This is a genomic window from Nocardia sp. NPDC023733 (genome assembly GCF_040639775.1).
In the GTDB taxonomy this organism is placed as follows: Bacteria; Actinomycetota; Actinomycetes; order Mycobacteriales; family Mycobacteriaceae; genus Nocardia; species Nocardia rosealba.
The window spans coordinates 1-25,472 of the sequence record NZ_JBFAAN010000005.1 but is presented as its reverse complement, the minus strand read 5'-3'; the positions used below and the strand labels follow the sequence as shown (position 1 = coordinate 25,472).

22 protein-coding genes and 1 pseudogene are annotated in these 25,472 nt (G+C 68.7%); 3 read left to right on the top strand and 20 right to left on the bottom strand.

Annotation, left to right across the window (positions count from 1 at the left end):
• Positions 1-128: 128 nt before the first annotated feature.
• Genes eccCa through eccD form a run of 3 tightly spaced genes read right to left on the bottom strand, consistent with a single transcriptional unit; the run spans position 129 to position 7,072 of the window.
• A complete protein-coding gene (gene eccCa / locus AB0F86_RS20410; RefSeq protein WP_225281894.1) occupies positions 129-4,193 on the bottom strand; it encodes a type VII secretion protein EccCa in 4,065 nt (1,354 codons plus the stop codon).
• A gap of 12 nt (positions 4,194-4,205) precedes the next feature.
• Complete coding sequence (gene mycP, locus AB0F86_RS20405; protein ID WP_181699481.1) at positions 4,206-5,603, bottom strand: type VII secretion-associated serine protease mycosin; 1,398 nt, start codon at positions 5,601-5,603, stop codon at positions 4,206-4,208.
• Positions 5,600-7,072 carry a type VII secretion integral membrane protein EccD gene (gene eccD, locus AB0F86_RS20400; protein WP_181699483.1) on the bottom strand — a complete coding sequence of 491 codons (1,473 nt, stop codon included), beginning with the start codon at positions 7,070-7,072 and terminating at the stop codon, positions 5,600-5,602. Before eccD ends, mycP begins: the two co-directional genes overlap by 4 nt.
• A gap of 251 nt (positions 7,073-7,323) precedes the next feature.
• Here eccD and eccA point away from each other — a divergent pair, with 251 nt between their 5' ends.
• Entirely contained in the window at positions 7,324-9,156 is a 1,833-nt protein-coding gene (eccA, locus tag AB0F86_RS20395; RefSeq protein WP_356985004.1) for a type VII secretion AAA-ATPase EccA, read from the top strand.
• 48 nt (positions 9,157-9,204) lie between these two features.
• Here eccA and eccB read toward each other — a convergent pair whose 3' ends face one another.
• Positions 9,205-10,716 (bottom strand): type VII secretion protein EccB, encoded by a 1,512-nt coding sequence (gene eccB / locus AB0F86_RS20390; protein ID WP_356985005.1) that lies wholly within the window; start codon positions 10,714-10,716, stop codon positions 9,205-9,207.
• Positions 10,717-10,836: 120 nt separating this feature from the next.
• On the opposite strand from eccB, the gene eccE reads away from it, so the two are divergent.
• On the top strand, positions 10,837-12,636 hold the full coding sequence (eccE, locus tag AB0F86_RS20385; protein ID WP_356985006.1) for a type VII secretion protein EccE: 1,800 nt from the start codon (positions 10,837-10,839) through the stop codon (positions 12,634-12,636).
• Positions 12,637-12,814: 178 nt separating this feature from the next.
• On the opposite strand, the gene AB0F86_RS20380 is transcribed toward eccE, so the two are convergent.
• From AB0F86_RS20380 to AB0F86_RS20305, 16 genes are all read right to left on the bottom strand, one after another.
• Positions 12,815-13,108, bottom strand: coding sequence for a type VII secretion protein EsxR (locus AB0F86_RS20380; RefSeq protein ID WP_181699491.1), 294 nt, complete (start codon positions 13,106-13,108; stop codon positions 12,815-12,817).
• A gap of 44 nt (positions 13,109-13,152) precedes the next feature.
• Positions 13,153-13,455, bottom strand: a complete 303-nt coding sequence (locus tag AB0F86_RS20375; RefSeq protein ID WP_181699493.1) for a WXG100 family type VII secretion target — start codon at positions 13,453-13,455, stop codon at positions 13,153-13,155.
• A gap of 89 nt (positions 13,456-13,544) precedes the next feature.
• Positions 13,545-14,336 carry an ESX secretion-associated protein EspG gene (locus AB0F86_RS20370; RefSeq protein ID WP_356985007.1) on the bottom strand — a complete coding sequence of 264 codons (792 nt, stop codon included), beginning with the start codon at positions 14,334-14,336 and terminating at the stop codon, positions 13,545-13,547.
• Entirely contained in the window at positions 14,333-15,322 is a 990-nt protein-coding gene (locus AB0F86_RS20365) for a PPE domain-containing protein (protein WP_356985008.1), read from the bottom strand. The genes AB0F86_RS20370 and AB0F86_RS20365 overlap by 4 nt, the downstream gene beginning before the upstream one ends.
• Positions 15,319-15,654, bottom strand: coding sequence for a PE family protein (locus AB0F86_RS20360; RefSeq protein ID WP_356985009.1), 336 nt, complete (start codon positions 15,652-15,654; stop codon positions 15,319-15,321). Before AB0F86_RS20360 ends, AB0F86_RS20365 begins: the two co-directional genes overlap by 4 nt.
• Before the next feature lie 33 nt (positions 15,655-15,687).
• The gene (locus tag AB0F86_RS20355; RefSeq protein WP_356985010.1) at positions 15,688-17,040 is read right to left on the bottom strand and encodes a hypothetical protein; all 1,353 of its coding nucleotides are present in this window, start codon (positions 17,038-17,040) and stop codon (positions 15,688-15,690) included.
• Positions 17,037-17,354 (bottom strand): type VII secretion target, encoded by a 318-nt coding sequence (locus AB0F86_RS20350; RefSeq protein ID WP_067491029.1) that lies wholly within the window; start codon positions 17,352-17,354, stop codon positions 17,037-17,039. Before AB0F86_RS20350 ends, AB0F86_RS20355 begins: the two co-directional genes overlap by 4 nt.
• Before the next feature lie 99 nt (positions 17,355-17,453).
• Positions 17,454-17,753, bottom strand: coding sequence for a YbaB/EbfC family nucleoid-associated protein (locus AB0F86_RS20345; protein WP_181699504.1), 300 nt, complete (start codon positions 17,751-17,753; stop codon positions 17,454-17,456).
• Positions 17,754-17,778: 25 nt separating this feature from the next.
• The gene (locus AB0F86_RS20340) at positions 17,779-18,126 is read right to left on the bottom strand and encodes a hypothetical protein (protein ID WP_181699506.1); all 348 of its coding nucleotides are present in this window, start codon (positions 18,124-18,126) and stop codon (positions 17,779-17,781) included.
• A gap of 12 nt (positions 18,127-18,138) precedes the next feature.
• Positions 18,139-18,924, bottom strand: coding sequence for an ESX secretion-associated protein EspG (locus AB0F86_RS20335; protein WP_356985011.1), 786 nt, complete (start codon positions 18,922-18,924; stop codon positions 18,139-18,141).
• A complete protein-coding gene (locus tag AB0F86_RS20330) occupies positions 18,921-20,771 on the bottom strand; it encodes a hypothetical protein (protein WP_181699510.1) in 1,851 nt (616 codons plus the stop codon). Before AB0F86_RS20330 ends, AB0F86_RS20335 begins: the two co-directional genes overlap by 4 nt.
• Before the next feature lie 174 nt (positions 20,772-20,945).
• A complete protein-coding gene (locus AB0F86_RS20325) occupies positions 20,946-22,553 on the bottom strand; it encodes a hypothetical protein (RefSeq protein WP_356985012.1) in 1,608 nt (535 codons plus the stop codon).
• A 41-nt stretch (positions 22,554-22,594) separates the two neighbouring features.
• Entirely contained in the window at positions 22,595-23,035 is a 441-nt protein-coding gene (locus AB0F86_RS20320) for a hypothetical protein (RefSeq protein ID WP_356985013.1), read from the bottom strand.
• Positions 23,032-23,529: a DUF6301 family protein gene (locus AB0F86_RS20315; RefSeq protein WP_356985014.1), complete on the bottom strand. Its 498-nt coding sequence runs from the start codon at positions 23,527-23,529 to the stop codon at positions 23,032-23,034. Before AB0F86_RS20315 ends, AB0F86_RS20320 begins: the two co-directional genes overlap by 4 nt.
• 16 nt (positions 23,530-23,545) lie before the next feature.
• Positions 23,546-23,824: a hypothetical protein gene (locus AB0F86_RS20310; protein WP_356985015.1), complete on the bottom strand. Its 279-nt coding sequence runs from the start codon at positions 23,822-23,824 to the stop codon at positions 23,546-23,548.
• 33 nt (positions 23,825-23,857) lie between these two features.
• Complete coding sequence (locus AB0F86_RS20305) at positions 23,858-24,310, bottom strand: hypothetical protein (RefSeq protein WP_181699514.1); 453 nt, start codon at positions 24,308-24,310, stop codon at positions 23,858-23,860.
• 802 nt (positions 24,311-25,112) lie between these two features.
• Between AB0F86_RS20305 and AB0F86_RS20300 the strand changes: the two are divergent.
• Positions 25,113-25,472, top strand: a pseudogene (locus tag AB0F86_RS20300) (PE family protein); the annotation flags it as partial.

The following is a 25,472-nucleotide window of genomic DNA, read 5'->3' as shown; positions in this document are numbered from 1 at the left end:
ACTGCTCCCCTTCGATTCCCCACCCGAGCGCTGTTACGCACAGCGTTTCACGGCGACGATACCGCGATTATGAGCCGTAACATAGTGTGTGGCAGAAGATTTCATCTGCTGCCCGGGTGGGGGTTCGATCAGAGCGGTGGCAGGTCGGCGATCTGCACGAGTTCGATGCCGAGACTGCGCGAGACGAGGGTGCCTCGACCAGGTGGCATCTTGCTCGGGCGTACGTCGCCGACCAGTTTTCCTTCCTCGCGTGAGCCGCTCATGATGAGCGTTTGCACCGACATGTTCTTCATTCCGCCGAGTACCGAATCGAAGAGCGCGCGGGAAGCGCCACCGATGCGGCGGGCCACGATCAGGTGCAGGCCGATGTCGCGCGCCTGGGGCAGGTACTCGAGTAGTGGAGAGAACGGATTCGTCGATCCGGTGACGACCATGTCGTAGTCGTCGACCACGACGTAGATCTCCGGGCCCGACCACCAGCTGCGATCACGCAGCTGCTGCTGGGTGATGTCGGAGCCGGGGATGCGCTTGCTGAGATAGCCCGCCACTTCCGAGATCATCGGCCCGCAGGTCTGTGACGACGTGGAGTATCCGGCGAGCTGGTCGCCGTCGAGCACGCCGAGCATGGTGCGCCGGTAGTCGATGAGGATCACCCGCGCCTCGTCGGCGGTGGACTGTTCGGCGATGCTCATCACGATATTGCGCAGCAGCGTGGTCTTGCCGCATTCCACGTCGGCGAAGGCCATGAAGTGCGGTTCCACAGCGAAATCCAGCACCAGCGGCTGCAATTCGGACTCGCCCAGACCCACGACGATCTTGCTGCGGTCCAGGTGCACGCCCTCGGCCTTTGCGGCGGCGACCACCTGGTCGCGGGGCACGCTCAGCGGCAGCATGCGCACTTCCGGGGCCCGCCTGCCCTGATAGAGGGTCGTGAGTTCCTCGCGGGCCCGGGTGACACCGTCGGCGATGGTCGTCGGATCGGAGTCGGAATCCAAGCGGGGCAACGCGATCAGCATGTGCAGCTGTTCCGGCGTGAGACCGCGGCCCGGCCTGCCGACCGGAACCTGGTGGGCGGTCCGGCGATTCATCTCCGAGTCGCCGGGGTCACCGAGGCGCAGCTCGAGCCGGGTGCCGATCTGATCCTTGACGACCGGGCGGATCTCGGCCCAGCGCGAGGCACCGATCATCAGGTGGATACCGAAGGAAAGACCCTGGGTGGCAATGGCGTTGATCTGCGGTTCGAGTACCTCGAACTCCTCGCGGATGGCGCTCCAGCCGTCGATGACGAGGAACACGTCGCCGAACAGGTCGGCGGCGAGCGGGTCGCCTGCCGGGGCCTTGGTCCCGTTGATCTGGCGGGCCTCGAGAGCGGAGAACTTGCGCCTGCGGAACTCGGCCATGGATTCGATGCCGAGTTCGGCGAAGCGCTCCTCGCGCTGGCGCATGAGCGAGGTGAGTTCGGCGACGGTGCGGCGCACCCGGTCGCCGTCGAGGCGACCGGCGACCGAGCCGACATGCGGGACGCCGACCAGACCGGCCATACTGCCGCCACCGAAGTCGAGGCAGTAGAACTGCACCTGTTCGGGGGTGTGGGTCGCGGCGGCGGCCATGATGATGGTGCGCAGGGTCGTCGACTTGCCCGACTGCGGACCACCGACCACGGCCACATTGCCCTGGGCGCCCGCGAGGCTGATGGTGAGCACATCGCGGCGCTGCTCGTAGGGCTTGTCGACGACGCCGATCGGCATCCACAGCTGACCGTGCCGGTTCACCGGCGAACGCCAGTCGGGGTCGGGTAGCAGCATGTCGGCGGTGGGAGACTCCTCCAGCGGCGGCAACCACACCTCGTGGGCGGGGCGGCCGTGACCGGTGAGCCGCTTGACGACGACGTCGAGCAGCGAGTCCGGGATGCCCTCCTCGCCTGCGACAGCGCCGCTCGGCGGTGGCGGCGGCAGTTCCGGCCTGGCACGCTGGGCCGGCTCGTCTGCCTCGTCGGCTGCCGCCTCGGTGACCTCGACCGGCGCGGCGGTGAATTCCACCAGGCGCTGCCTGCCGACCGGGGCGCCGTCGTCGTCGACGACAGTGCCCGCCGGTGCGACGTACGGGCCGGACACATAGCTCGCGTTGAACCGAAGCGGTTCGGACGCATCACTTTTCAGGTAGCCCGCGCCGGGCACGCTCGGCAGGTGGTAGGCGTCGGTGATGCCGAGCACCGCGCGCGACTCGTTGGCCGAGAACGTGCGAAGACCGATCCGGTAGGACAGGTGCGACTCCAGGCCGCGCAGTTTGTTCTCCTCGAGCCGCTGCGAGGCCAGCAGCAGATGCACGTGCAGCGAGCGGCCGAGTCGGCCGATCATCACGAACAGTTCCGCGAAATCCGGTTTCTGCGAGAGCAATTCGGAGAACTCGTCGACGACCACGAACAGCGCGGGTAGCGGGTCGAGTGGAACGCCTGCGGCCCTGGCCTTTTCGTAGTCGGTGACGTTGGCGTAGTTGCCCGCCGAACGCAGCAGCTCCTGGCGGCGGTTCATCTCACCGGCCAGCGCGTCCTTCATGCGGTCGACCAGCGAGAGTTCTTCCTCGAGGTTGGTGATGACCGCCGCCACGTGCGGCAGCGAGTCGAGACCGAGGAAGGTGGCGCCACCCTTGAAGTCGACGAGCACCAGGTTCAGCGCGTCCGGCGAATGCGTGGTGACCAGCGAAAGCACCAGTGTGCGAAGGAATTCCGACTTGCCGGAACCGGTGGCGCCGATGCACAGACCGTGCGGGCCCATACCGTTCTCGGCGGATTCCTTGATGTCGATCTCGACGGGGGTGCCGTCGGGGGTGATGCCGATGGGCACCCGAAGACGTTCGCGAGCTGTACGCGGACGCCATACCTTCGACGGGTCGATCTGGGCGGCGTCGGGGATCTTGAGCAACGCCATCAGGCCCGGATCGGCGGTGGTCCCCTCCCCCAGGCTCACGATCTGGGCCGCCGTGGCCAGTCGGTACCTGGCCAGGGTGCGGGCGAAGGACTCGGCTTCGGCCGGGCTCACGGTGTCGGCGGTGGCGAACTTCTCCACACCGGAGGCACTGCGCGCCGACACCTCGCCCGCCTCGGCCACCAGTTGCAGACCGCGGCGCGCGGCCAGGCCGTTCTCCGGGGCGGTGAGGTCGAGAACGGTCACCGAGTCGAGGCCGGATTCGCTGATGAGGCGTTCGTTGCCGCTGACGTACCCGTCGTCGATGATGACGACCAGGTGCAAACGCCCCTGGGTCGGTTGTGGATTGCGCATGAAGCGGCCGCGTTCCATCAGCTCCGAGGCGAGCGCGGTCTCGAGCTCACCGAGCGAGGTGTACATCATCCGGGCCGAACCAAGGCCGTCGCGCTGGTTCGGGTGTTGCAGGTGCGGCAGCCACTTCGCCCATGCCCACGGCCCATCCGGGTCTGCGCAGACGATGGCGACGGCCAGGTGATCGGGACCGTGGAAGGTGGCCAGCTCCATCAGCATGGAGCGCACAAGCATCCGCGAGTCCTCGGTGGGGCCTGCGATATTGATGGCCGGGAAGGCGCGCAGCGACACCGCGGTCGGTAGCTCGTGCACCACGGAGTGGGTGCGGACGAAGCGGCGAAGGGCAACGGTGGAGACGGGTTCGAGGTCTTCGAGTGGACCGGTCTCGGGGCGGGCCAGTTTGGTGGCGAGCCGGTGGCTGCCGACACCGACGCGGACGTGCCCGAAGTCGGGGTCGGCGGGTCGGCGTTCCCACATCCGGCGGCCGCCGATCAGCGAGGGCAGGTCCGCGGGCTCCGGGTGACTCCAGCCGAGCGCCTCGAGCTGTTTGCCGCCGGTGCGTCGAACGTCCTTGCGCACCTGGTCGAGGTAGCGGAAGTAGTCCTTGCGCTCCTCGTTCAGTTCGACGGCGCGCTTGCCGCCACCACCGCGAACGCCGGCCATCATGCCCGCCATCGACATGATCATCATCATCGGGAACATCATCGACATGGGGTTGGCGAGCATATTGCGGCCCATGGTCGCCATCATCGCGATCATGCCGATCACCGCGACGATCATGACTACCGGCATGATCTTCATCATCAACGGCGCGGGCAGCGCGCGCGGCACTTCGGGTGGCGCGGTGAGTGCCACCTCGCCACCCGGCGCGCGCGGCGGCGCGATCCGTGGGCGACGGACGAATCCTTCGGTAGCCATGGTTCCTTTCGATTACGGCTCGAGGTCGAGCTCGGCCCGTTTTCGTCGGTAGGGGTAGGCCAGGCCGAGCCCGATGAGCAGGCCGCCGAGTACCGCGGTCGTGCCGATCACGGCGATGCGCCGCGCGCGGGGGTCGGGGCCGGGCGGCAGCACCGGGGCGGCGACCAGGTGCGGCACCTCGGCGCCCTCGGCGACGGGCTGGTCGGGCAGCTGCGCGGTGAGGGCGGCCAGCGGGTCGATCAGGCCGTGGCCGATGCCGTCGTCGCGGCCGTTGCCCGGTCCGTGCGCGGTGCGGGTGATGCGGTCCATCACCTGTTGCGCGGTGAGTTCGGGGAAACGCGAACGAACAAGGGCGGCAAGGCCTGCCACGTAGGGAGCCGCGAAACTGGTGCCTTCGATGGGCCGCACGCCCTCGGTGGTCTGCACGCCGTTGACCAGCCCGGTACCGCCGGGTTTGCTGTCGAGGGAGACGATGTTGCGCCCGATCGCGGCGACGCCCACCCACGGTCCGCGCAGCGACAGCTCCGACGGGCCGCCGTCGGCGTCCACCGAGCCGACCGTCAGCACGTAGGGCGCGAACCAGGCGGGACTGGCGACGGTGCTCACCGACGACCACCCCGAGGACTTGTTCTGCTCCTTGCACGCCCCGTCGGTCTGGACGTTGCCCGCCGCCGCCACGACGACGACATTGCGGTCGTAGGCGTACTTCACCGCAGCACCCAGCGAGGCATCGGCGGTGTCGGAACCCGCTGGGCTGCAGGCCACTTCGGAGATATTGATGACCGTGGCACCCATGTCGACGGCGCGGACGACCGCGGCGGCGAGGGTGAGCACACTGCCGTAGCCGTCGTTGCTGATCTCGCCGGGGTCCTGGCCGCCCTGTTTGTTCACCGGTTCGAAGGCGAGGCTGAGCTGACGGATGGACAGGATCTGGGCGTCGGGGGCCACCCCGACGAAAGCGTCGTCGGGGCTGGGCTTGGCGGCGATGATGCCCGCGACGAGGGTGCCGTGTCCGTCGCAGTCCTCGGTGCCGTCGGAGCCGGCGACGTAGTCACCGCCCGGCTGGAGGTCGGGTAGTCGCGGATGCCGTTGCACGCCGGTGTCGATCACCGCCACCTTCTGTCCCGCGCCACGGCTGAACTTCCAGGCCGAAGGCAGGTTGAGCACCTGCTGGGAGATCGGTGGCTCCGACGGGGGCGACCCGGTGAGCAGCGGTTCGCTGCACAGCGCCGAGGGTTCGGTGGGTTCCAGCGGCGCCGGGCGCCCACTGAGCCCCGCGGCCGCACCGAGCGCACCCGCGTCGATCTGTGGCGGCGAAACGGCCTGCGCAGGCGAAGCGAAGCTCAGGCTCGCACCGAGAACCAAGGTGGCACACCCGAATCGGAGCGCCCGGCGACCGGAGCCGGTCATATGTTCCTGGCCATGGAGTACACCCCCATGATCCACAGGACGAGCGGAATCAGCGCGATGATGAGGATGTACTCGAAGATCTCGATGGCGCGCCTGGTCACCGGCGACACCTCGATCGTCGGCCCGATCACACCGAAGCCGACGGTGCCCGCCGCGAAGGCGAGCAGCCCGATGGCGAACAGCTCGATATTGTCGCCGCTCAGCCCGATTCCCACGATCAGCGCGACGAACGCGAGGCAACCACCCGCGATCAGGGTGGCCGCCTGGACCAGATCGGCGAAGGAGCGACCGCGCAGGCACAGGATGATCGCGGTGGCGATCGCCAGCACGATGCCCTGCCAGCGGGCCGAACCGAGCGGGTCGGCGGCACCGAACGCACCGAGGGCGGCCGTCGCGGCGCAGGCGATGATGAGCCCGGACTGGTACTGATTGGCCGCGCGCGCCCGTTCGCCGAGGCCGGCGGCCGACGGCAGCGCGGTGGCACCGATGGCACCGATGCCCTCGATGGTCGGGCGCGGTTCGTGGTCGGCCGGGTCGATCGCGGCGCCCGCGGTCGGCACCGGCGGCACCGGAAGCCTGCCGAGCAGCGCGGCCATGCGCGGTGCCATCGACAGGATCGCGATGCCCGCGAACAACAGTGCGGCCGACAGTTTGGGCAGCCCGGGATGCCAGATCAGGTACACACCGCCCGCGACACACGCGACGATGCCCAGTGACGCCGCCGCCGTGAACAGGGTGAGCCCGCTCCCGGTCACTCGGTGGCCGACGACGGCGGCGACGATCGTCACGGCCGCGCCGAGCAGCAGATGTGGTCCGCCGAGGGTGCCGGGCACGAAAAGCGCCGCGCCACCGAACAACAGCAGCAACGCGTCGAGCGACAGCCAGTCGGCGGTGAGCCGGTCCTCGTACTTGCGCGCGGCGATCCCCGCCACGGCGAGCGCGAGCACACCGAACCCGGTGAGCCCGAAGGCCGGGGCGAGCGGATCGCCCTCGCCGCGCGAGATCACCAACATCACCAGCGCGGTGAGCACGGTGAGGGTGGACGCGACCAGGCCGAGCCAGCGGGCCGACACACCGGTCCAGCCCCGGAACTCCTCGGTGGTCAGGCGCGAGACCGCGTCGATCACGTCGTCGAACAGCGCTGGTGCTTCCTTGGCCGAAACCGACCGGAGCACAAGCAGTTCGCCGTCGTAGACATCGGCTTCGGTGAGCGTGCGGCTCGGTGGGATGGCGTCGCGGCCGATCCGGGCGAGGGTCCAGTGCTTGGCGCGTAAGGCGCCGGGTTCGTCCTCGGAATCGGTGGGGTCGGGGTTGCGCGACTCGATCAGTTCGACGAGATCGCCGATGAATCCCGCGATCGGAACCGTCACGGGCAGACCGACGTCCACCTGAGTGTTGCCACCGATCACCGATACCCGGCACAGATCCGGCTCGAGTGAACGCTGATTCGCCGCTGGTGCGTCAATCACGGTTCGCACCCGCCGACCACGAGTTGCCGTTCACCCGTTCGATCCCGAAACACCGCACGCGGCGGAACACCCCCTGAGTGAACAACTCTGACACCAGCCAAGAACTCTCACACGTAGAAGACAGTTTGCGTTGCAACCTCTCGGCAGCTGAACCTAATGTAACGGACAGACCAGACCCCCGCGATCGGTAGTCTGGGTAATAAGTGAACAGCGCAGAAACCACACACCAAGACTTCGGGGACTCGACAGAAATGACCGGCAATCGCCAAGCTCAGCGTGCCTTCGACGCCGGAATCCTGTCGTTGGGTCTGTCCATCGAGGGACAGGAATCCGAGCGCGATCTGGAATACGCGAAACTCGCGTTCCAGCGCGCGACCGAGTGGGATCCGACGATGTGCGACGCCTGGCTCGGCCGTGCCGCCGCGGGCGAGGTGACCAAGGACGTCCTGTTCAACCTGTACAAGACCGCGGGCACCAGTCTGTACCGCGAGCAGCGCCGGCTCGGGCTGCCGCCGCGCGCGCTGGCGGGCCGCTTCCTGCCCGGCCTCTACATCGACTATCCGCTGGCGAGTTACACCGAGGTCGCGCTGGCCTGGGCCGCGCATCTGATCGCGGAGAAGGAGTACGACGAGGCCGAGCGCACGCTCGACGACCTCGCCGCCCATCGCGCCACGCTGCTCTCGGACCCGGACTCCGATGTCGACAACCGGATCAGCGCCTACATCCGTGGCGTGCTGCACTACAACACTCAGCGCTGGCCCGACGTGATGACGGTGCTCGCCGGTTCGGCCGAGTGGGACGACCCGTATCTGGCGGCGGGCGCGCACGTGATGGTCGGCACCGCGTGTGCGCAGCTCGGGCTGTTCGGTGAGGCCATCCGCCGCATGGAGGCCGCCGAGCGGGGGCCGATCCCGATGGCCCGCTCCACCGCCATGTTCTGCCGCGGGCTGTGCCTGCGTGAGACCGGCAGCGAGGACGAGGCGCAGGCGCTGTTCGAGAAGGTGTATTCGCAGGCACCGGATTTCAGCGCCAATACCGCCGCGATGCGCGACCGCACCTACCGGATCACCGTCACCACCCGCGAGTCCATCGATGCCCGCACCGACAAGTGGGATCCCGCGACCGCGCCGTCGCTGCAGGCGATCGAACAGGCCGAGACCGAGGACCGGGCCAAGCGGGTGCTCGCCGAGGCGCGCGCCGAACTCGACAACCAGATCGGCCTCGTCTCGGTGAAAACCCAGGTGGCCAAGTTGCAGTCGTCGGCGCAGCTGGCCAAGATCCGGGCCGAGAAGGGCCTCGCCTCGGCGGCCCGCGGTCAGCACCTGGCCTTCACCGGCCCGCCGGGAACGGGTAAGACGACCATCGCCCGCGTGGTCGCCAAGATCTACTGCGGTGTCGGCCTGTTGAAGACCGACAAGGTGGTAGAGGCCAAGCGTGTGGACTTCGTGAGCCAGAACCTCGGCGGTACCGCCATCAAGACCGAGAAGCTGATCGACACGGCTATGGACGGTGTGCTGTTCATCGACGAGGCCTACACACTGATCCAGACCGGCTTGTCCGGCGGTGACGCCTTCGGCCGCGAAGCCGTCGACACCCTGCTGGCCAGGATGGAGAACGACCGCGACCGCCTGGTGGTGATCATCGCCGGCTACGACGGTGAGATCGACCGTCTGCTGGCCGCCAACGACGGCCTGGCATCACGGTTCTCCAAGCGCCTGCAGTTCCCGTCCTACACCCCCGAAGAGCTCGGCCAGATCGGGCAGGTGATCGCGAAGAAGCGCGACTCGCAACTTTCCGACGACGCCGCCGCGCTGCTCGTCGAGGCCTGCGCGCACCTCTACGCCCAGGAGAGCACCGACCAGAGCGGGCAGCCGCGCCGCGACGTCGACCTCGCCGGTAACGGCCGCTTCATCCGCAATGTCATCGAGGCGGCCGAGGAGGAGCGCGAGTTCCGGCTGGCCAACGACGATTCGATCGACCTGTCGGCGGTGGACGAGTCGGTGCTCATGCGCATCGAGGAACCGGATATGCGCACCGCGCTCACCAGCCTGCTGAGCACGCTGAATGTGAATTGGCCTGCCTGACAGACGAAACGAGGGCCGGACGCGACAAGCGTCCGGCCCTTTCTCGTTTCAGCGTCCCGACGGTAACGAGTCGTAGGACGCCAGCGCTTCGGTGGGCGAGAGCGTCGGACCCGGAACCAGCTGGCCGATGACCGACCACGGCGCGAGCCGCGGGTTGCCGCCCAGGCCGATGGCGGTCGCCACCGCTGCATCGGGTACGCCGTAGCGCACACCGTTGTCACCGACGTAGAACAGGCTCCCCCGCCGCGGGCTGCCCGGTTCCATGCCCGTCACCTGGATGAATTCGCCGGTGCCCGGCGGCACGTAGACCCCGTCGACCCGGTCGCCGGTGCCGTCGCCGGTCGACAGTTCCACGACCTTGGCCGATTCCGGGATGGGCAGGCGGGTGCCTGCCAGCAGCGAGACAACCGCGCGTTCGTTGGGGCCGTCGCCCGCCTCCGACTTGCGTTGCGCCGGACTCGTTCCCGGTGTCTTGGTCCAGGAGACGCACGCGACGGGCGCGTCCTCGGCGGCCAGGATCTCCGGTGTCTGCTCCGGAAAGTCGTCGACGGGCAGCGTGCGCACCACGGCGACCTCGTGGAGCACGTCCGGCGGCAGGGTCGGAATCTCGCTCAGCCCATGGGAATCGGCATTGCGGATGACCCGCGCGGTGAACGGGCTCACCGGCTGCACACCGTCGGCCAGCACCACATACGTCTCGGCCTTCGCCGTGCGGTCGGAACTGGCCACCTCGACCACACCGCCCACCGGGATCTTGGACAGCGGGCCGGGGCCCGGCTGACCCGCGTTCGGGATGACCGGCGGCGCGAGCGGGGGCACTTCGGCGGTCGCGCCGAGCAGGCCGGGACCGATCGGGCGTGGCCGATGCGCGGACAGTCCCAGCGAGCGCGCCAGCACCTTGTCGTCCGGGTCGACCGCGGCGTGTTTACCGTCGTAGACGAGGTAGGTCTTGTTCTCGTGGCGCACGAACAGGGCGGCGGCGGGGTCGGCGGTGCGGATGCGCTCGCCCAGTTCCGGTTTGCCCGCGACGACGGCGGTTGTCGCCCCGCTCGCCGATGCCGCACTGCCGCCCTGGGACAGCTGGATGGTCTCGCACAGCGACCAGGTGGAGCTGTCGCCCTGACCGGAGCCCGGCAGCGCGCTCGGCGCACCGGGGATGCCGAGCAGCGGACCGCGCGGCAGATCGTTGAGCTTGCTGTCCTTCACCGCGTGTGGTTCGGCGTTGCTCTGGGTGATGAGCCGCGCGGAGGCCAGGTTGAGCACCGGGTGCAGCACCTTGTCGCCTTCGGCGGTATGGCGGACCACGTACAGGGCACCGGAATCCTTACCCGACACGATCAGGTTGTCACCGATCGCGCCCTGTGGTCGCAGGAATCCCAGGATCGCCGCACCGGCGACGACCAGCAGGCCGAACGCCGCCCCCACCCAGAGTGAGCGAACCTGCGAACGCATCGGATCGTGCAGCATCCGGACGTCTCGGCGCACCAGCGCGTGATCGAGACGACGCAGCAGGAAGCGGTAGCCGTTGACCTGGGCGCGGGTTGTGAGCTGTGCCGGCACTCGGCCCCTCCATCGAGCTATCCATCACCATCTCAGCCGACACGGTACCTTAAATCCGACATTGCCCTGAACCAACTTTCGAACGCACGCCGAGCTGGGACAACGATGGGGAACGACACGATGAACGGCCGGAGAACCGGCGCCGCAACCCTTCCCGAGCGGGAACGGGATCAGGCCGGGGAGCAGCACCCAGCGCAGCGAAAGCCGTTGTCGCCGTACGACACTCTGCGCGATCCCGAGTTCTGGTTGTTCCGGATCTTCCCGCTGCGGGCGGTGGTCGGTGTCGTGCTGGTCGCCGCGGCGGTGGCCTGGGTGGTGCTGGCGCTTTCGGACTCGGTGTGGGGTTCGGTCGGCGCGGGTGCGCTGATCGTGCTCATCGGCCTGGTTCCCGTGCGTGGGACGACGCTGGCCGGCCGGATGGCGGTCGGGTTCGGGCGGCGGCGTGGCCGGGGCGCCACCGAACGACTCGCCCAGGCGCCCGCGTTCGATGTCCCCCTGGCCGACGGCGGCAACTGCGGCGTGCGCTGGGACGGCGACCTGCTGCTGACCATGCTGCGGATCGACCCGCCGCCGGACACGCTGACGCTGCTGCGGCACGGTTCGCTCAGTACCGACCAGCTGCTGCCGCTCACCGAGATCGCGCGCTGCCTCGATCAATTCGACATCACCCTCGCGGGTATCGACGTGGTGTCCACGGGCGCGCGCACGGCGGGTACCGGTGTGGCGTCCTATCTCTACGACCGCATCCTCGGCCCGCTGCCCGCCGTCGCGCACCGGACCCTGTGGCTGGTGCTGCGGATGGACCCACTGACCAATGCCGAAGCCGTCGACAAGCGGGGCGGCGGTGCCGAGGGCGCGCTGCGCACCGCGATCATCGCCACGCGGCGGGTGGCGAACCGGCTGGCGGCCCGCGATATCGCCGCCTCCGTGCTCACCTCGTCCGAGATGAACAGCGCGGTACGGCAACTCACCCACGGTTTCGAGATCGATCAGCTCGAGGAGACCCCGACCGCGCTCACCACGCCGAGCCGCTGCCTGACCCACTACCAGGTGGGCGCCGAACTCATCACGCCGCGCGGGCTGGCCGATATCTGGGCGGTGCCGAGCCTGTCGACCACGCTCACGCTGCGGCTTCGCCCGGGTGCACCGCGCCACGACCAGCGCAGCGATCACGCGGGCACCGTGGTGCTCAACGCGGTGGTGCGCTTCGACACCCTGGTCGAGCCCACCGACATCCCGATCCGGGGTCTGCGCGACATCACCGGTGGGCACCTGCGCACCCTGCTCGACACCCTCCCGGTGGCATCGCTGGGCCGCTGGTCCGACGGCGAGGGCTACCGCGGGACGCTGACCGCCCTCACCGACATCGCGGTGCCGACAGCGGGCTGCGGGCAGCTGATCGGCGCCGACGAACGCGGCCAGGGCATCGCGGTGTCGCTCATCGGTGACGGCACCCGCCATCTCGAGGTGATCGGCAATCTCGATCTGGCCCAGCAGGTGATCCTGCGCGCCACCGCGCTCGGTGCGCACGCCATCGTGCATACCGCACGCCCCGAGGCATGGCATTCGATGATGGCCAATCTCAACGCACCGCAGGTGCTTTCACTCGCACCACGCTCCGCGGGCGCCAGCTACCACCCGCCCGGCCCGCCGCCGACGCCCGCCGCGCCCTACCCGAGCACGACGGTGCTGGTGTTCGACGGCATCGAACCGACCACCCACGCCGGTGGCGCCACCATCGTCCACGTGCGCGCACCGCACGAGCAGAGCGGTGCGATCGACGCCGACGTCACCCTCATCCAGGATCCCTCCGCACCCAACCGGATCACGGTCCGCACACCAGCCGCGACAGCGACGGTGAACATGGTGACCACCCCGGAAGAAATGCACTACATCGGCGAATCCCTAGCCGCCCGCTGACAACCCCACAAAACGACGAACGGCCCGACACAAAACCGTCGGGCCGTTCGACTGATCAAGCAAGAACATGGGTAACTCACCGGGAACGGGCTAACGCTCCCATCCCCCAAAGTCTTGCCGCATCAGCAACTCCCCCCGCACCTGAGTCTGGCCAAAAGACCCGGGGAGGCGGAACAGCTCAGAAGTCGGCGAAGCCGTCGCCGACCTTGCCGTCGGCCTCGATGGCACGACCCAGCGCGTTCTCCACCTTCTTGCCGAGGTTGTCCAGCTTGACGAGGGTGTCGTCGAGCTCGTTGGTGACGTTGGTGTGCGCGGCGTTGAAGTTCTCCACCGCCGACTGACCGTGCAGGCTCTCCCGGAACGCGTTGGCGGCGCCGTTGAGCTCTTCGATCTGGGCCCGCATGTTGGAGCCGTAGTTGTTGAGGTCCGAGACCATTTCGGTGATCTTCGGCGAGTTGTACTGAATCGTCATGATCTGTTCCTTGTCTGTCGTGAACGGCTACTCAGCGCGGAGGGCTACAGGCCCTCTTGGTCGGAGGCGACGATCGTCTGCTTGCCGGAGGTGACGGCCTGCGACAGGCGGTCCAGCTTCTCGTTGAGCCGGGTGACCTCGTCGTGCCATTCGGTGGCGGCGGTCTTGAACTGACCGTGCGCTTCACCCGACCAGCCGGCGGCGACGGCCTGCACGGAGTCGTCGATCTGGTTGATGGAGGTCTTGAGCGTGGAGATCGCGTCCTCCATCCGGCTCACGACATTGTTGATGCCGCCTTCGTCGACACCGTAGTCGCCCGAGCCGCCACCGAGGTTGGTAAGAGACATATTTCAGAACCTTTCATCAGAACTTGTGTGTGCGCGAGGATCCGATCGATCTCGCTGAGCTGGACGCAGACCGACGCTGCGACGCGGAACTACGGCGGCATCCACCTCCCCCCGGGCAGTCCCTCGATCAGCGCCGCGACCGCTTGGGTCACCCGGTGATCGGTACCCGTGGTGAGCGTCGACCAGATCTGTCGATCCGGCGAGATCGTCGGGGCGGCGACGATGCGCCCGCGCCCCGTGTCGTAGACGGCGACAGCACCCGGCGCGCGGGTGGTCGAGCCGTCCTCGTGGCTGTAGGCGACGATTTCCGCGTGCCCGGTGCAGGAGGCGAACGCCGCGCCGAGCACGGTGGCGTCGCGCTCGGTGGCATCGAGGGCGTACAGGCCGTCGGCGAATTCCGCGGCTGTCGTCGCGCCGTCGAGCCGCCGGGTGAGTTCGTCGGCGGGGGCGCTGAAGCCGCTGAACTGCGCGGGTTCGCGGTGACCGAGCGCGGCCAGGACCGGGCGCGCCAGTTCCTCGGCCGAACCGTCGCACCACACCGAATTCACCTCGAAGGTGTCGTCGGTGCGCACGGCGACGGCATGGGCGCCGCCCCGGCGCACCACGCAGACGCGCTTGGCGCCGTCTTCGGCGTAAACCCGTACGGCCAGCTCACGATCCGGTTGGGCAAGCACGAACAGCGCGTCGGCCAGGCCGGGGTCGACCTCGCCCTCGGCGTCGATGAGGCCGCTGTCGCGCAGGTCCGCGACCGCCTGCTCATGGGCGCGGCGCCACTGTTCGTAGGAGTCCTGTTGCGGGCCGACGCGCAGCGTCAGCGGCAAGGTCTGCACGCCGAGGCGGTCGGCGACGGCGAGCAGGGCGTCGTTGGTCAGTGTTGTCACGACCCACCTCCCGGCTCCGCCCCGCCCTGTTCGGTGCTCGCGGCCCTGGCCGCCTGGCCGTGATCGCCGAGCACCGCGGGCGCGGCGCGGATCTCGCCGTCGAGGCTGAACTCCTCGGTGTGCTCGGGCAGGCTCGCCCGTGGGAACCGCGCGGTGTCCTGGGCCGCGGCCTGACCGACCGGGCCCGGCGCGATCGGCGCGGCCTGCGTGCCCGCGGCGGGCGTAACCACGGGGTTCGGTCGGGCGGTGACCTCTGCGCTGCTGGCCGACTGCGCGTACACCGGCGCGTTGTAGCTGGTCAGCGTGCGCGAAACCGGTTGCAGGACAGGCATTCCCGGGATACCACCGAATCCCGGCATGGCACCGGGCTGGGTCGCGGTCGGCTGTGGCGGCACGGCGGCTCGCTCGGCGGCCAGCGCCGTGGCGGGTGCGATCGGCGGCGGATCCTGGTGCTGCCACGCCGACGCCAGTGGCTCGGTGGCCTTCTCGTAGTTCTCCATCACCCGCGAGGCAACGGCCTTGGCGACATCGTGCTCGGCGTCGGTATCGGCGGCGACCGCCTTGATCGGCGCACCGAGCATCCCGCTCACCGACTCGAGGGTGCGCTGCACCTGCTGGATGGCCTCGATGTCGGCGGTGTTGGGCATCGCCAGCCGGGCCACCTCGTAGGCGGCGACCTGCGCCTGGAATTTCGCGGCGTTCGCGGCGGCGGCCGTCGAGGTCTCGAGCAGCCACTCGCGCAGCGCCGTAACCCGTTGCACCACTTCGTCACTGCGCCCGGACTGCCAGGCGCCGCGCAGGTCGGCGAGCACCTTCTCGTATTCCAGTACGGCCGCGCCGAACGACGCGGCCAGTTGTGTCCACGCGCCGATCGCCTCAGCCATGGGGACAGACCCCGCCCCCGTGGTGAGGTCACGCGCCAGCTGTTCCGGCGGACGCGCCGACCACACCACGCCGGTGAACCCTGGCTGTGGTGGTTCGATCATTGCGGCGGAGTACCTCCGAAGTCCGCCGAGTTGTCGCTTTCCATCCCGCTGAAACGGTTCGCCTGCAGGCGAAGCGTCGCGGCGAGCTTGCGCATCTCCTCGACGCCGGCCTGCGCGCGGGTCAGGTACGACGCGGCCACCTCGTTGGCGGTCTGCGCCGAGCGGCCCGACACCTCGTCGGCGCCCGCGGGCGCGACGGTCAGCGCGTGCTCGGCCGCCTGCAGGTCGGCCGCGAGCCGGTCGGCCAGCGAGTCGAGCCCGGACGATGCCTGGCTTGCCGTGGCGACGTCGAACTGCACGCCGTCGTAGATCTCACCTGTCACGTCGGCCATGGTGAACCTCCTGTGTGCGAACGAAAATCTGCGTCATAGCGTCAGTTCCTTGTCGGGCGGCGCTTCCGAGGTCGTGGTGTCGGCCGCGCCGACAACCGGCAGCGAGACACCCTCGATCTGGCCGATCACCTCGTCGCCGTGCGAGCCGGTGACCAGCTGACCGCGCACCGCGTCGTCGGTGGACGATTCGCCGTCGCGCGCGAGACCGGCGCCCATGGGCGCGCCCATCGGCATCGCCCCCGTGCCGGTCGCCGACGACCCACCCGAGGTGACTGCCGCGGCCGACGTGGTCGAGGCGGCCGCCGCACCCATCGCGCCGGGCAGCGTGCTCAGCGCGCCACCGACCGAGCGGGTGTTGGGGAACGGGCTCAACGGGGTGCTCGCCGCGGCGATCGCGCCGATGGCGCCACCGGCTCCGCCGCCGATTCCGCCACTCGCGCCACCACCCGCACCGTCGGTTTCAGCACCGTCGACGGTTTCCTTAGCGGCAGTGTTGTCGCCCTCGGTAGTGGTCTTCGGTGCCGACAGCGAGGTATTCGCCGCGGCCAGCTCACCGAGCGACTGCGCGACCGTGGTCGCCGTCGACATCAGCGGGGTGATCATGCTCATCAGCTGCGTCAGCTGCTCGGTCGAGTTCACACCGGTGGGCGCGTTGGTGATCGGTACCTTCTCGCCCGCCGCGGTCATGCTCGCGCTGTGCCCGACCAGTTCGGTCTTGGTCTTGACAGTGATCGCCAGCGCCTCGGCGGTGGACGAGGCGGCCGAGGCGACCAGGAAGGCCGCACCGGCGCCCGAGCCCATCAGCAGCGGCGCCATCGCCATGGTCGCCGAGAACTTCGCGATCACCGCCGCCATCAGCCCCGCACCGGTGGCGACGCTGACGGCGCCGTTGGCGAGAACCGCCTTCTCCTGGGTGCTCTGGGCCGCGAGCTTGCCCGCATCGGTCTGCGCCTCGCTCGCCTTCTGCGCGGCCTCCATCGCCGCGATGCCCTGCCACACCGACATCACGGTCTGGATCGCCGTCGAGCCGAGCGACATCACCGTCTGCATCACGGTGCTCACGTTCGACAGCATTTCCGTGGGGTCGGTCGTGGTTCCCGTGCTGTCGCCGGTGGAGTTGGCGCCGAGCTGACCGGTACCGAACGCGGAGGCCAGATCGGTGAGCGGGCGCATCAGCGCGCTCAGATCGATCGTCGGCAGCGGCGGCAGTTCGGGCAGCTGCACGAACTCCGGCACCTGCGGCAGGGCGGGCAGCCCCATCGAGCCGAGGATGTCGTTCACCGGCATGTCGAGCATGGGGGCAAGCGAACTGCCGCGCAGCAGTTCCAGCACGGTCGGATCCAGCGGATCCGCGCCGGGCGGCGGGGTCGCTCCTGGGAAGGTCATGACTGGGTGCGTACCGAACCGATGTCCATGCCCGAGGCGCCGTCGACACCCTCGTAGGTGGCCGCACCCTGGTGCGCGGTCAACGCGGTACCCGCGTGCACCGCGGCCAGTTCGGCGACCGAGGACAGGTGGTTGGCCTGCGCGAAGGCGTACGAGGCGAGCAGCTCCTGGCCGATCAGCCCGAACACCGGCACGACCGCGGCGACTGTCGCGGCCTGATCCACCGCCGCGGCCGAGGCGACACCCGACGCCATCGCCGCCGACGCGCTTCCGTAGGCACGCAACGCATCAGGGACAACTTCGAAGTGGCTCATGTCAATCGTCCAATCTCGAAACATCACTTGATGTTTCGTAGTCAACCTTAACCAGCCGAGACGGCGCGCGACGATCGCGCAAGGGTAAACAGTCGATGACTAACCCGTGCTCTCCTCGTTGAACGCGGTGATGAGTTCGCCGCGTTGCGCGAAGGCACGATGCGCGGCGGTGCGCGCGGTGTCGACGAGGGTCTGCTCGAGTTCGGCGGGCGTCAGTTTCGCGATGCCCGGTGCGAAACTCAGGCCGACGAGTGCGGCATTCGCGTCGACCTCGACGGTCACCGTTCCATCCGGCGACGTCTCGGTCACCAGGATGGCCTTGGTCGCATCCTGGAGATCGGTGAGCCGGTAGAGCTGTTTCTGTACCCGAGCGATGAGCTCGTCCATCGTTTCGACCATGTCGCCTCCCCAATCCGCTTGCCGCTCAGACCGATCGCAGCCAGCTCTGCGGTTCGGTGTCGTAATCCTGCTCGTCGAGGATCTCCTGGCGGGCCACCTCTTCCTCGGTCGGCAGGCCGGTGAGCGCGAGCATCTCCGGGGACATCCCCGCCGCGCGGAACTGCTCGCGCCGTGCCATGCCCGCCCGGTTGGCCGACTGCTTGCACAGGCGGAGCACCTCGGCGGCCAGCTGCGCCGGGTCGCGGCGCAACTGGTCGGGCTCCAGCCGAAGACCCAGGGGCAGACCATTTTCCGTGGTCCGCACCGAGATCGCTCCGGTCACCGACGTGGAAACGAACTCGGTGGGAAATTCGTCCTGCTGTGCCGACGTCATCGCCTCGCCCCCTCAGACTCGTTCATCTTTGATGGCCCGCACCACTTCCGCGATGCGCTGATTGATCAGCTCGGTGAAACGCTTCGCATCCGCCGCCACCGCGACCCGCGGCACCTCTTCGGCGATCACATAGCGCCCGTCGTCGACCACGTCGCGCCAGCTCAGCTTGTGCCGGGTGACACCGCGCGGCCCGAACCGCGAGCGTCCCTGGATCACCTCGACCTCGCCTGCGCGCAGCAGCGGCGCGGACTCGAACTGTCTGGCGCGCACCGGAGCCGGGTCGTCGAAGGAATCGTGGACCGAAGAGATGGCGTACGAGTAGTCGAGTTGTGCTGCCCTGTCACCGGTTTCGAGCACCAGGTCGGCCTCGCGGCCGGGTGCGTTCTCCGGGAGTTCGCGGACCACGTAGTCGGCCAGACCGACCGCGTCGCACTCGGTGACGACGTAACCACCGCTGTCCCAATAGGTGTCGCCCGGTTTCTGGCGGATCACATAGCCCCGGTCACCCCGCCGGCAACCCATGACACGCACCAGTGCGTCGACCTTCATGTCGTCCACGCCGTCGTGGCCGTGGACGATGACCTTGATGTCGGGATCGAGCAGCGCTTCGAGCACGAAGCCGACGAACTCCGGCTCGTTGCGCTGCAACCCCGCGAGCGCGTCGGCCTTCTGCCGGTCCAGTTCATCGGCGTCGAGGGTTCTGGTCCGGCAGAAGAACGGCCACGGCACGAAATCGGAGGTGGCCCACTCCCAGAGGGTGAACATCTCCAGTTCCGTCAGGTTCCACGTGCGGTTCATTGCTCGACGACCGGCCTCACGACGGTCTGCGCCTCGCCGATCGCCTCTTCCAGGTGCTCGACCGAATCCAGGTAGTCGGCCCGCTTGTGGTCCTTCTGCTGACCACCGGCACCGGCGCCCGCGCCACCGCCACCCATGGGTCCACCCATCGGCATGCCCGCTCCGGCACCGGCGGCATTGGCCAGACCGGCCCGGCTTGCCATAGCGGCGAGATCGGTGGTGGCCGTCGCGCGGGGGAACAGTTTCGACGCCTTCTCGAGGTTCTGGCCCTCGACCTTGGCGCCGAGCCCACCCCCGGCACCGCCGCCCGCGCCTCCGCCGCCCTTGGAACCGGCGAGACCCATCTTCTTGGCCGCTTCGTCCAATGCCGCAGCGCTGGTGGGGATTCCACTCAGCCCGGCCATACTCGCCTGCTGGGCAGCCTGGGACGCGGCCTGCTCGGCAGCGGCGGAGATCTGCTCGCCGATCTGCGAGGCCTGCGAGGCGGCCTGGGAGGCAAGCTGCTGCAAGGCCTGGGAGGCGGTCTCCTGCGCTTGCTGCTGTTGCTGCCGTGCGGCCTGCTGCGCGGCAGCGCGTTCCGCGTCCTTGGCGGCCTGCTCCTGGGCTTTGCGCTGCGCCTCGGACTGCTGCAGCGCCGCGAGCTGTTGCTGGTGTGCGGCGTCCTGCTGGGCTTTCAGCTGTGCGGCCGTCGCCGCGTCGTTGTTCTGCGACCCGCCACCGCCACCCGCGGGATTCCCGGGGCTTCCGGGATTACCGGGGTTGGTGGGGTTGCCGGGCGGGTCCGCGGTGACCCTCGCGGTGCCCGCTGGTCCGGGCAGTGCGGGCAGGGCACCGATCGCCGCCGCGTAACCCGGGCGGTACCAGTTGTTGAAGACGGTGCGCGCGTGGTCTTCCCACGTCTTCCGCTCGTGGGCATTGAGTTGCTCGGCCGGTTTGTCCGGCATGTTCGCCTGGGTGGTCTGGGCCCAGTTGTAGGCGTCGAGCAGCAGTTCGCTGACTCGGTACATGGTGCGGGTCAACTCGAGACCCCGCCCGGTGTACCGGTGGACGGCGTCGCGCGCGTCCCCGGCGCCGCGCCCGGTCCAGCGTTCCTTGTTGTCGACCAGAGTCCTGATTCTGGTGTCGTAGTCGCTGAAGCCGCGGCTCATCTGCGAGGCCATCCGGTGCCAGTCCGACGACATGTCCCGCAACCAGCTCGATCGCCGCAACGAGATGCCCAGGTTGTAGAAGTCCGTGTAGTTCAGCGTCGATCCCGGTTCCGCGGTGTGCGAGGCCGACACCGTTTTCAGGCTCTCCTTCGGGGTGTTGGCACCCGACGGAAGGCCGCCGTACTGACCACTCTTGTCCGTATCGGTCTTCTTGTATTCCCCTGGTTCCCGACCGCGTGAGTCGTCGATCCAGGCGGTGTCACGCGGATTGATCTGTCCCAGGTGCTGTTCGGCGTGGACGATGCTGTCGGCCGGATTCCGGGTGGACAGAATATTGCTCAACTCGTCTTTCGACTCCTGGTCCTTGTTCTTGTAGTTGTTCCCGGCGATCAGGAACGACAAGGCCATGTCGTTGAGAACTTGCTTGTGGTCCTTCAAGATGTCGTCGCGGAACTCGCGCCCCAGCGTGTAGAACTCCTGCGTGAGCGCGCGGCCCGAGGTGAGGTGACCGAGGAGGTTCTCGGTTTGACCGGCCCCCGTCGTGTCAGGCGAGATGATTTCACCGACCTTGCCCTCGACCAAGGCGATGATGTCGAGCACATCCGCGCAGTATCCGGCGGCTTCGGTCGCCGCGCCGTCCTCGAGCTTGAGCGACCCCGAGTTGCGGTATCCCCGCCAGTCGTCCATCGGTGTGCCCACGAGGTCACACTCCCACTGTCTCGACGGTGCGGTTCCTCATCCGTAGACGCCCCTCCTCATCGCTGGCACACCGGCCGGTCGTGCCCCCGCAAACATGGCAGCCGAGTCTTACAACGCGGCAACACCATTCTTAAATCACGCTAACGATTATAGGGTTACCGGCGCGTATCCGCATCAGGACGAGACGACCGACCGATGTCGCTCGTAGAAATTCTCCGCGAACTCCACCGCGAACACCTCGGGCGCCACCGCCGACGAAGAACGATGCAGCACACCGTCGTCGGCGACGTAGAAGATCGCCCGGCCGACCGCGATCTCACCGGGTTGCACCGGGACGAAAACCATCCAGCCGACGCTGATGCGTTCGGCGTGCAACTCGTCGGGTGGATAGGGCACGGGGTCGGCGGATGTCTCGGTCAGGTGCGCGCGCACCACGTCGATCGCGTCTTCGCGCGGCATCGGGTCGGGTAGGCGAGCGGTGACCCCGGCCATGGTGAGCTGGAAGAAGGCGGCGTCGACGTCGAAAAGCTCGGCGTCGCTGAAGACTTCGACGACCGTGTCGCGGGTGACCACGCCGGCTTCGGCCGCCGCGACCAGGGTTTCGACACCCGCGCGCTGGTGCTCGTCGGCACGGACGCCGAGCAGGTCGGTGACGATCCTGGCGACGGTCTCGGAGCTCCAGAAGCCGGGTACGGCCTCGGCGATCCCGTCGGCGGTGGGCGAATCACCGTGGTACCAGCGCCCATTGGTCCACCAGTAGCAGAACGACAACATCCCGCCTGCGGCACGGTGGTTGAGCACCTGCGCCGAAATCCACGACGGCGCACCCGTGTACAGCCCCGTCGGCGGTCCGTCCTCGGCGTAGGCGGCGGCGAGTTCCGGCGAGTTCCATACGCCACCGGAGAGCACGGCGCGATTGCCGGGCAGCAGGTAGAGCGAACTCCCGCTGCGCCGCACCCCTTCGAACCAGTTCAGCGAGGGCAGCGAGCGCGGTCCGAATTCCGAACCGACCGCGACGAAGGCCGCCGACAGCACCGCCCAGCGCGCTACCATCAGCGGCAATGGCGGCAGGCCCACGTCGGAATCGCTGGCGCGCAACCCTTTTCGTCGGTCGGCGAGTTCCTGTTCGGCGGCGGCGCGTGGTGCGCGGATCTGTTTGTCGTCGTGCCCCACATATGCCGACAACCACACCGGCACCGATCGGCGCGGGAACGCCGCCAGGTCGGCGCGGTAGGAGTCCTGGGCAAGGAGGTGTTCGTCGGGAAACGGTTCGTCACCGTAGTCGTAGTCGACGTCGATCTCGCCTGCGCGCGACAGACTCAGCACCAGGCGCCACCACGGGCCGTCACCGAGCTCGGCCGACAGCAGCCGGTGCTCCCACACCAGGTCTATGATCTCCTGCGGCGGCGTCACCTGCACGGGTTCGATGGTGTCGCCGGAGAACAGGGCGATCGAGGAATGCTCGAGCACCGTGAGAGCGAAGGCCGCGTGCAGGCGCTGCCAGTCCGGTGGGGCGAGCGAAGCCAGATCGCGGGCGACCTGGTGCATGATCTTCCTGGCCCGCTCGGCAGGGTCCTCGGGTTCCGGTTCGTCGTCGGCCATGGTGAAACCGACGTCGGGCTCGTCCTCGGCGGGCTCATCCTCGGCGGACGTATCGGCTCGGGCGAGTTCGGAGTCCGGTTCGGCCGGAACGGGATCCGGTTCCGCGGGAACAGATTCGGTGGATTCGTCGTGGTCCGGTTCGGTGGTGCGCTCGTCGAGCCGGTCGCCTCCGCTGGTCATGTCGGGCGGAAATCCCCTCATCTGGTTCATCGGTTGATCGGTCAGGTCGCCAGGGGCAGACCGAGCTGTGGCAGCTCGATCAGGCTGTTGCCCCGGCGTTCGTTCCAGGCGTCGTAGGTGAACGAATCCGGTGTCGCCAGGCCGAATCCGTCGCGCAGCCCGCCGACGACCATGTCGGCGAGGCGTTGGTAGTCGGTTGACGGCGCGGGCCAGGTCAGGCGGGTCCACCAGTTCTCGTGGTAGCGGTCGCGCGGCTGCCAGCCGAGTTCACGGATCACCGCCGTGCCCTGCCTGCCTGCGCGGAGTTCGGCGGCCAGCCGGTCGTCGTCGACGAGTTCGGCTGTCAGTTCGGCATCGGTCTGCAGGAACTGAGCGAACCTCGACGGGCGTTCCTCGCGTGATTCCACGATCTTCACGATCGCGCCCGCAGGCAGGCGAGCCAGTTCTCCCGCCAGGGCTTTCGCGAAATCGTCCCAGGTCACCGGGATTCCTCGGCAGCCAAGGCGTCGGCTTGATCGCCGAGCATGAGCCAGTTGTTGTCCATCAGCGTCAGCTGCAGGGAACCGTCCACGTCGCGCAGGATCAGGGTATGGTCCTCGCCCGCCCAGCGCACCGCGGACACCTCGCCCGGGATGCGGGTGGTCGGTGGACCGAACAGTTCGGTCAGCAGTGCCACCCACCGGGCGAAGGTGTCACGCGCCCAGGCGCGACCCTCGTCGTCCTGTGGGACACCCTTGGTGAGCCACAAGGTGATGTCGACGATGCGGCCGTCCTCGGCGAAGACGCGGCCGCTGGTCGGGCCGAAGCCGATATCGAGACGGGCACGGTCCGCGTGCGGGCTCAGCACCCGCCAACCGAAACGGGCAGCCAGGTCGGGCAGCGAATCCATCGGCTGGGCGCCGCCGAGCCCGCGCAGGCCGGTGGCGATCTCGGTGAGCTGTTCGTCGGTCAGCACCCGACGGCGGTCCTCGCTCATGCCTGCACCTCCCCGGTCATCGGCGCTTCTTCGCCAGCTCGGCGAGCCTGCGCTGCCGGACCAGGTCCGCTTCGCGCGCGTTCGACCCGTCGAGTTGCCCCGCGAACGCCGCCCGCGCGGCCCGGACCAGGTCGTCGGAGGCGTTCGGGTAGGCGCGGGCCACCTGCCACAGCGCGTCCTCGGTCTTCATGTCGAGTCCGGTCTCGGAATGGATGCCGCCACCGCTGAGCACCGAAGCGAGCATCTTGTCGAAGTTCTGCCGAATCTCGGCCTCGGTCGGTTCGGTCTCCCGCACCGCATGCCTCCTCACATCGTCGCGGCCTGAGCGTCATCGGGCGAAAATCGTGGTCCGCCGCTGGTCATCGTGCACCACATCACGGATGTAGGCACCGAGGTCCAGCTCCGGTGGCAGCGCCCGATACACCAGCTCACAGACGACAGTATCGCCGATGACGATGGCGAACCGATTCGTCCGCCAGGCGACCGTTCCCCAGTCGACCCGGGCGTCACCCTCGAGCGGGAACGTCCGATCCCCCACCCGCACGGCCAACCCGTCCATCGACCGGTAGAACACCATCTTCACGCCGTTCAGCTCACCGTAGACGCCGCTGTCGTGCCCTGCCGACTGCCCGGCCTGCAGGGCACCGGTGATCGGGTCGAACAGGGAACGGACGCCGTAGCCGGCGAAGGGGCGTACGACCAGGCCGTCGGTCGAGATGGTCCTGGGGTAGTTGCGGGCGGGGTGTCCGTTCGCTGCGGCAGTGGACGGGGGCGCCGACATCGGCATGGGCGGTGGGGCGCCGTAGGTGGGTTCCTGTGTGTGGGCAGGTTGGAACGGAAGTTGGCTCGTCGGCGGAGCGACAGGTGGGTGCCCGGTGCCTGGGTATTGGGCGAGCGGGGGTTGGTTTGTGGGGTGGTGGGGCTGTGGCACGGGGTTCTGCGGACCCGGTGCCGTCGGGTACTGGGGTGAGGAGCTGTGTGGAGACGATCCATTCCCGTTCGGGTACAGACCGGCCTGGTCATTCGCCGGATATCCGGCCTGCCCAGTCGGGTACTGGAATCGACCCTGATCAGCGGCGCCCGTCGGGGATGCCGCATTCGGGTACGGCGGCAACTGCGCAGGGGTTGAGGCACCCGCATCGATACCCGGAGGTGGCAAGAACGACCCGGATGCTCCGTTCGCTTCGTACCCCGGCTGCGCCCAGGGAGCGCGAGGCGCATCCATTTCGCCAGACGGATTCTGCAGTCCCCGAAGGAAATCCGGAGCCCCAGCATCACCAGGGATTCCGATCTGCCCCGGCCGCAACTCATTCGGACCGCCCGAGGACATCGGATCAGGAAGTGGCATGTCCGGCGAGCCTGGGATACCCGGCGGCACCTGGAAGCCAGGCACCGGAATCCCCGGCGGCAAAGGCAAACCCGGTACCTCTGGCGGCACCGGAATCTGTGGTGCCGGCACATGCGGTGGCATGGGAATACCAGGCGGCACCGAGCCATCCGGCGGAACCGGAAGATCAGGCTGCGAAGGACTACCCGGGGCCGGCGGTATACCCGGTGGCATCGGAAAGTCAGGCGGGTTCGGAATGCCCGGATGCACAGGCACACCAGGCGGCACCGGGAGGTCCGGGAGGGTCGGCGCACCTGGCGGCGTCGGCATACCTGGCGGGATCGGTACGCCCGGCGGGGTCGGGAAGTCCGGCGGCGTCGGCACATCCGGCGGGATCGGCACGCCCGGCGGGGTCGGCACACCTGGCGGCGTCGGCACGCCCGGCGGCGTCGGCACGCCCGGCGGCGTCGGCACGCCCGGCGGCGTCGGCACACCCGGCGGGATCGGCACACCCGGCGGGATCGGCACACCCGGCGGCGTCGGCACACCCGGCGGCGTCGGCACACCCGGCGGCGTCGGCACACCCGGCGGCGTCGGCACACCCGGCGGCGTCGGC

Bases quoted from the DNA above. Each gene is read 5' to 3' on its own strand.
- eccCa (WP_225281894.1), bottom strand. From the start codon at position 4,193: ATGGCTACCGAAGGATTCGTCCGTCGCCCACGGATCGCGCCGCCGCGC.
- mycP (WP_181699481.1), bottom strand. From the start codon at position 5,603: ATGACCGGCTCCGGTCGCCGGGCGCTCCGATTCGGGTGTGCCACCTTG.
- eccA (WP_356985004.1), top strand. From the start codon at position 7,324: ATGACCGGCAATCGCCAAGCTCAGCGTGCCTTCGACGCCGGAATCCTG.
- eccE (WP_356985006.1), top strand. From the start codon at position 10,837: ATGAACGGCCGGAGAACCGGCGCCGCAACCCTTCCCGAGCGGGAACGG.
- AB0F86_RS20380 (WP_181699491.1), bottom strand. From the start codon at position 13,108: ATGACGATTCAGTACAACTCGCCGAAGATCACCGAAATGGTCTCGGAC.
- AB0F86_RS20375 (WP_181699493.1), bottom strand. From the start codon at position 13,455: ATGTCTCTTACCAACCTCGGTGGCGGCTCGGGCGACTACGGTGTCGAC.
- AB0F86_RS20365 (WP_356985008.1), bottom strand. From the start codon at position 15,322: ATGATCGAACCACCACAGCCAGGGTTCACCGGCGTGGTGTGGTCGGCG.
- AB0F86_RS20360 (WP_356985009.1), bottom strand. From the start codon at position 15,654: ATGGCCGACGTGACAGGTGAGATCTACGACGGCGTGCAGTTCGACGTC.
- AB0F86_RS20355 (WP_356985010.1), bottom strand. From the start codon at position 17,040: ATGACCTTCCCAGGAGCGACCCCGCCGCCCGGCGCGGATCCGCTGGAT.
- AB0F86_RS20350 (WP_067491029.1), bottom strand. From the start codon at position 17,354: ATGAGCCACTTCGAAGTTGTCCCTGATGCGTTGCGTGCCTACGGAAGC.
- AB0F86_RS20345 (WP_181699504.1), bottom strand. From the start codon at position 17,753: ATGGTCGAAACGATGGACGAGCTCATCGCTCGGGTACAGAAACAGCTC.
- AB0F86_RS20340 (WP_181699506.1), bottom strand. From the start codon at position 18,126: ATGACGTCGGCACAGCAGGACGAATTTCCCACCGAGTTCGTTTCCACG.
- AB0F86_RS20335 (WP_356985011.1), bottom strand. From the start codon at position 18,924: ATGAACCGCACGTGGAACCTGACGGAACTGGAGATGTTCACCCTCTGG.
- AB0F86_RS20325 (WP_356985012.1), bottom strand. From the start codon at position 22,553: ATGACCAGCGGAGGCGACCGGCTCGACGAGCGCACCACCGAACCGGAC.
- AB0F86_RS20315 (WP_356985014.1), bottom strand. From the start codon at position 23,529: ATGAGCGAGGACCGCCGTCGGGTGCTGACCGACGAACAGCTCACCGAG.
- AB0F86_RS20305 (WP_181699514.1), bottom strand. From the start codon at position 24,310: ATGTCGGCGCCCCCGTCCACTGCCGCAGCGAACGGACACCCCGCCCGC.